Origin of the sequence: Psychroflexus salarius (assembly GCF_900129035.1) — a bacterium.
In the GTDB taxonomy this organism is placed as follows: domain Bacteria; phylum Bacteroidota; class Bacteroidia; order Flavobacteriales; family Flavobacteriaceae; genus Psychroflexus; species Psychroflexus salarius.
Window position 1 is genome coordinate 1 of record NZ_FQTW01000020.1, and the last position, 5,833, is coordinate 5,833.

Below are 5,833 nucleotides of genomic sequence, written 5' to 3' on the forward strand. Positions count from 1 at the left end.
GCTGTTTCAGTAGATACATTACCACTTGTATCGGTGACCGTTAGGGTTACCGTATTCTCACCAACATCTGCACTGGTAAAGTCTGTGATGTCTAATACTAAACTCTCTAGACCACAATTATCACTGCTACCATTATCGATCTGGTCGGCGGTAATACTCGCTTCGCCGTTAGCGTCTAGCTGAACTGTGATGTCTTGTGTTAAGACTGTTGGCGCTAAGTTATCTTCTACTGTTACTATTGCCGTTCCTGTGGCCTCATTGCCACTGGCATCGGTTACGGTTAACACCACAGTGTTTTCTCCTAGAGCATTACAGTCAAAACTGCTTACATCCAAGGTTAAGGTATCTACACCACAACTATCGCTACTGCCATTGTTTATTTGGTCCGCTGTGATAGCTACTTCACCATTTTCATCTAATTCAACAGTGATGTCTTGGGTGACAACCGTTGGTGCTTCATTGTCATCAGCTAAGCCACCGTCATCAATCGTCCAGCCATAAGTATCTATAATACTCTGGCGGGCATCTGCAGCGGCGCAAGAGTAGGTCGTTGACCCAATGCCTAAATACGTGTCAGATGGTAAATCTAACTGGCTCCAGCCTATTAGTAAGGCATCATAGTTCTCTGTAGATAAGCCTGAACCTTCCAAAAATGGGCCAAACTCATCGTTAACATTAGCTGTTATATCCCATTGGCTTAAGTCTTGATCAAAACTACTAGCGTTTCTAAACATCGAGGCCATATCTGTAACATTAGAGACATCCCATCCCCCAATATCTTGGTTAAAGACCGGGTTGCCACGAAACATACTATTCATATTTTCAGCACTACTTGTTGTCCAACCAGAGATATCCTGATTAAAACTCATAGTTGGGTCATTGAAACCACGAAACATACTAAAGAAATTAGTCACATTAGAGACGTCCCAACCACTTAGGTCTTGGTTAAAGGCCGTTGCCCCAAAAAACAGTCCTTGCATATCCGTGACATTAGATACATTCCAGCCACTTAGGTCCTGGTTAAAAGCATTATTAAAAGCAAACATAAAACCTAAGTCTGTTGCATTGGTCATAGTCCAATTGCCAATTGGCTGATTAAAGCTCATGTTTGGTGTTTCATCAAATGTATCTCTAGAAAACAAAAAACTAAAATCTGTAACGTTGCTTACATCCCAACTACTCAGATCTTGGTTAAATGTAAAAGCATTGTAGAAGGTATAAGACAAACTTGTTACTGTTGATGGAAGCGCTTCTGGCACACTCGTTAATGCAGATGCACCGTAAAAGGCATAATCTAAATCCTGAAGACCAAGCTCACCAAAACTGTTCACTGTAGTAAGATATTCAGCACCAGCTGGTGAAAATTCGCCACCCCCAAAATGAGATAGGGCACCATAAATCTTAACGGTATACGTGCCATTCGTGGCATAGGTTTTAGAGAAATCTCTAATATTGTTAACCTCCATAAGTTGACTACCGTCACCCCAATCTACAATAATATCAACGGTGACTTCTGCATTGTTAAACTCATTAATAGTACCAAAATACAGACGAACAAGTTCGCCATCGTTAGGTATAGTATAAACCAACTCCATAGGCACTAAATCACAGTCTATGACTGAGCCGCCATCGTTAATCGTCCAGTTATTATTATCTATAATACTCTGGCGGGCATCTGCAGCGGCGCAAGAGTAGGTAGTTTCACCGAAGTTAGGCGAAAGACTGTTTGTTAATTCTAATTGACTCCAAGCTTGTAACAAAGCATCGTAATTAGCTGTAGATAGACTCATTACAAAACGCCCTAATCCAAATTCTTCTAAATTAGAAACATTCCATTGGCTGATATCCTGATCAAAAGATGATGCGTCTCTAAACATATTACGCATGTATGTAGCACTAGATACATTCCAGTTCCCAATATCTTGGTTAAAGGCGATCGCATCACGGAACATTTCGGCAAAATCTGTGACATTGGACACGTTCCAGTTCCCAATATTTTGGTTAAATGTTCTATTGCGCTCAAACATACTAACCATGCTTTCAGCACTAATTGTATTCCAGCTTGAGATATCCTGACTAAAGCTCATTTGAGGCCCATCTGGATCTGCAGGACCTCTAAACATATTATCAAAAACTGTAACATTGGAAACATCCCAATTGGCAACAGGCTGGTTAAAGGACAAAGCTTCAAAAAACATAGATGCCATATTGGTAGCGCTTGACACATCCCAATCACTGATGTCTTGATTAAAGGAACTTGCACCTCTAAACATGGCACTAAAATCTTGGATTGTAGGTACATCCCAATTGGATATATCACCATTAAAGCTCGATGCATCGGCAAACATACCACCCATATTGGTCACTTGGGTTAAGTTAGGGGCATCGGTGGCATTGTAGGTCATGTTTTCAGCTTGAAAGAACATCTCAGCTGTCTTTTCCCACTGAATATCACCCCACTGCACCACGGTCTGAAGCTTTACAGCATTAGCTGCATCAGTCTGTTGCATCCAAGGGAAAGTACCACGAATACTCACCGTATAAGTGCCTGCTGCTGCATAGCTGTGGCTTGGGTCCGGATCATCGCCGGTAATGGTCTCGATAGTGCCATCGCCCCAGTCTATCGTGAAATCAAAATCGGTAATGTCTGCTCCGCCGCCGGTTGGGATGGTGATGTTTTCATTAGAACTGGTGGTTTGCCAGGTGGTGACAAAGGGTGCAAAATCACAATCTACTGCCGAACCGCCATCATTAATCGTCCAGTTATTATTATCTATAATACTCTGGCGGGCGTCTGCGGCGGCGCAAGAGTACATGGCATCTAAGTTCATCGTCATGCCATCTACTAAGTCTAACTGGCTCCAGCCTTCTAGTAAGGCGTCGTAATTCTCTGTAGATAAACCAGAACCTTTCAAAAATGGGCCAAAATTGTCGTTAACATTAGACACATCCCAGCCACCAATATTCTGATTAAAAGCTGCTGCACCGGCAAACATATAATCTAAATCAGTTACCTGTGATACATCCCAATGGTCCAAAGGCTGATTAAAGGACGTAGCATTCAAAAACATCGCGTAGAATGATGGGCCATGCGATACGTCCCAAGCTGTGTACTCTTCTGGAGTACCTTCATTAATCACTTTGGTATTGATGTTTTGGTTAAAGGCCGATGCTCCAAAAAACATACCCTCCATGTTAGTAACACCAGACACATTCCAGCCACTAATATCTTGGTTAAAAGCATTATTAAAAGCAAACATATAAGCCATATCAGTCACATTGGTCGTGTTCCAATTGCCTATAGGTTGGTTAAAAGATAAGGCTTCTCGAAACATTTCTTTCATAGTCGTCACATTAGAGACATCCCAATTAGTTATATCACCATTAAAGCTAGATGCACGGAAAAACATACCATCCATATTGGTCACTTGAGTTAAGTTAGGGGCATCGGTGGCATTGTAGGTCATGTTTTCAGCTTGAAAGAACATCTCAGCTGTCTTTTCCCACTGAATATCACCCCACTGCACCACGGTCTGAAGCTTTACAGCATTAGCTGCATCAGTCTGTTGCATCCAAGGGAAAGTACCACGAATACTCACCGTATAAGTGCCTGCTGCTGCATAGCTGTGGCTTGGGTCCGGATCATCGCCGGTAATGGTCTCGATAGTGCCATCGCCCCAGTCTATCGTGAAATCAAAATCGGTAATGTCTGCTCCGCCACCGGTTGGGATGGTGATGTTTTCATTAGAACTGGTGGTTTGCCAGGTGGTGACAAAGGGTTCTAGTACGTCTTGAACATTTTCATCTTCAAAACCAATTGCATCTTCAATAGAGCCTTGTGCTAAGGTAACGTTAGCTAAAAAAAGACTTACCAAACTAAGTAGGAGTAATTGTAATCGCTTCATTTAAATAGATTATTTGTTTGTAAACGTGAGTTTAATGTAGTAATGAATACAAATAAATACAGATACCCAAAAGAAATTGTTCTCAAAACCGCCAAATTTATTCTCAAAACATAAAATTTGTTCTCATTTTATAAATTGAGAATAAATAACATAGCCTTTATAAGTTTTAACTTAACGGTATGGTAAACTTAAAAGCCCTGATCTGGTAAGGGATCTTTAATTTTATCATCGAGATTACATTAGGGCTTGTAATAGGTTACGAAAAGCACCAAAACAATTTTGATACTTTCTTTAATTTAGAACAAGAGGCTGTTACGTGAGTAGATAGATTTTTTAAAATAAATATCTTGAGACTAGTAAAATAAAAAAATAATTGGAAAATGAAAAGTTATTAAAACTGTTGTAAGATATATGATTAAGGAAAAAGAGCTTCAGTCATAAGAGCGTTTTAGTAGAAAGGGCTTGTAAAACGTGTTTGCTTGAAGTTTTGCCAAAAAAAATTTACAGAATTATAGGCATAGTTAGATACTGAGTATGGCTCTTAATTATGAATAAATCAATCCATACGTTAATGAAATCTTACTATTTAAGAAACCTACATATACCGAAATGAGCCTCTGTAATTCCTATTGAACTTAAACTTTACAAACTTTAGTCTTTTTCAATTATTATTCGACCAGCCTGAACAGTAATTCTAAGTATATATGCACTAATAGAATGTTTACTTAGATTTGTTAGGTATATTTAGGCTTAAAACAATTTCTCATTATTTAATAAGTACATAGTTAGATTTGAGGATAAATTAATAATCTTACATTTCTGTCAGTTCCATTTTTGATAATCACAAGTATTTAGCTTGACAAAGGATTCTTGTTAAGGATCTATTCTCAATATTCTATTAAAATTGGATGTATCATTTTTAAAATACAAACCACCGCTAGAGATTGTCTAGCGGTGGTTTGTATACAATAACTGGAGATTACCTTAAACGGGGCTTTAAATAGGTGACTCCTACCACCACTCCAGCTATTAAGCCTACAGATATGAATCTATTTACCGGTGCAGCCGGCACGTCATCTACATTATCTTCAAAACCTATTGCTTCATCTATTGTTTGGCTATGACTTATCTCCATAAACAGCATGAGTAATACTATAACTGAAGTATATCCTAATTGTTTCATAATTTAAAAGTTTAATTATTTACTGTTTAATTAATTTCTCAACCATTTTATGGCCGGTTTTATCTTCAATCTCTAAGTGATATACCCCTGTTTCTAATTGATTCACTTCTAGGATTACACTTGAGTCACTCACTAGCTTTTCTGCTTGGTAAACCTCTTGCCCTAAGCTATTGTATAGTTTAAGCTTAAGTAACTCACCATTTACAGCAGTCGTATTGATGTGAACTTGAGTTGTTGCTGGGTTAGGAAATAAACGATAGCTTACAGCTGCTGTTTCATCAAAACTTAAAGCCTCATTTCTAAAGACGAGCTTAAAACGTGAACTGCTTACCGAGGCCTCTATATTCGCATCTACACTAAAACTATAAGGCTCTCCATTGGTTAATAAAGTCTCGGTCTCTAAGTACTGGTCTAGTAAATACACTTGGGTATCCTCTAAGTTACTCAAGTTAGCTACAAAGCTGTAGTCTTGTTTACGCCAGTTATTCGTAAATAGTGGAACCTCTTCCCCTGCCTCTGGATCACTGCGGTGCTCAATCGTAAACAATGTTCCATTATTAACAAGGGCTAAATTCTCGTCGATATTACCCAGTTTGGTGATATCTAAACCATCTATACCCGTATTACCCGATGGACTAAAACGAAGTCGAACACCATCAATCACCGCTTGATTGTCGTCTTGTAAGTTAAGTACTAGCTCTGAGGTGTTCGTTATACTTTCTGAAGATACGCTTAAGTCGGTGGT

Annotated in this window: 3 protein-coding genes; all 3 read right to left on the bottom strand. The window is 39.1% G+C overall.

The window, feature by feature from the left end; translation table 11 throughout:
- Positions 1–3,905 (bottom strand): BspA family leucine-rich repeat surface protein (locus BUB82_RS11375; protein WP_143185691.1); only part of this gene is annotated, 3,905 nt, incomplete at its 3' end.
- Between the two features lie 979 nt (positions 3,906–4,884).
- Positions 4,885–5,040 carry a hypothetical protein gene (locus tag BUB82_RS11380; RefSeq protein ID WP_159432041.1) on the bottom strand — a complete coding sequence of 52 codons (156 nt, stop codon included), beginning with the start codon at positions 5,038–5,040 and terminating at the stop codon, positions 4,885–4,887.
- 67 nt (positions 5,041–5,107) lie between these two features.
- The coding region (locus BUB82_RS11385; RefSeq protein WP_143185692.1) for a T9SS type A sorting domain-containing protein at positions 5,108–5,833 on the bottom strand (726 nt) is incomplete at its 5' end.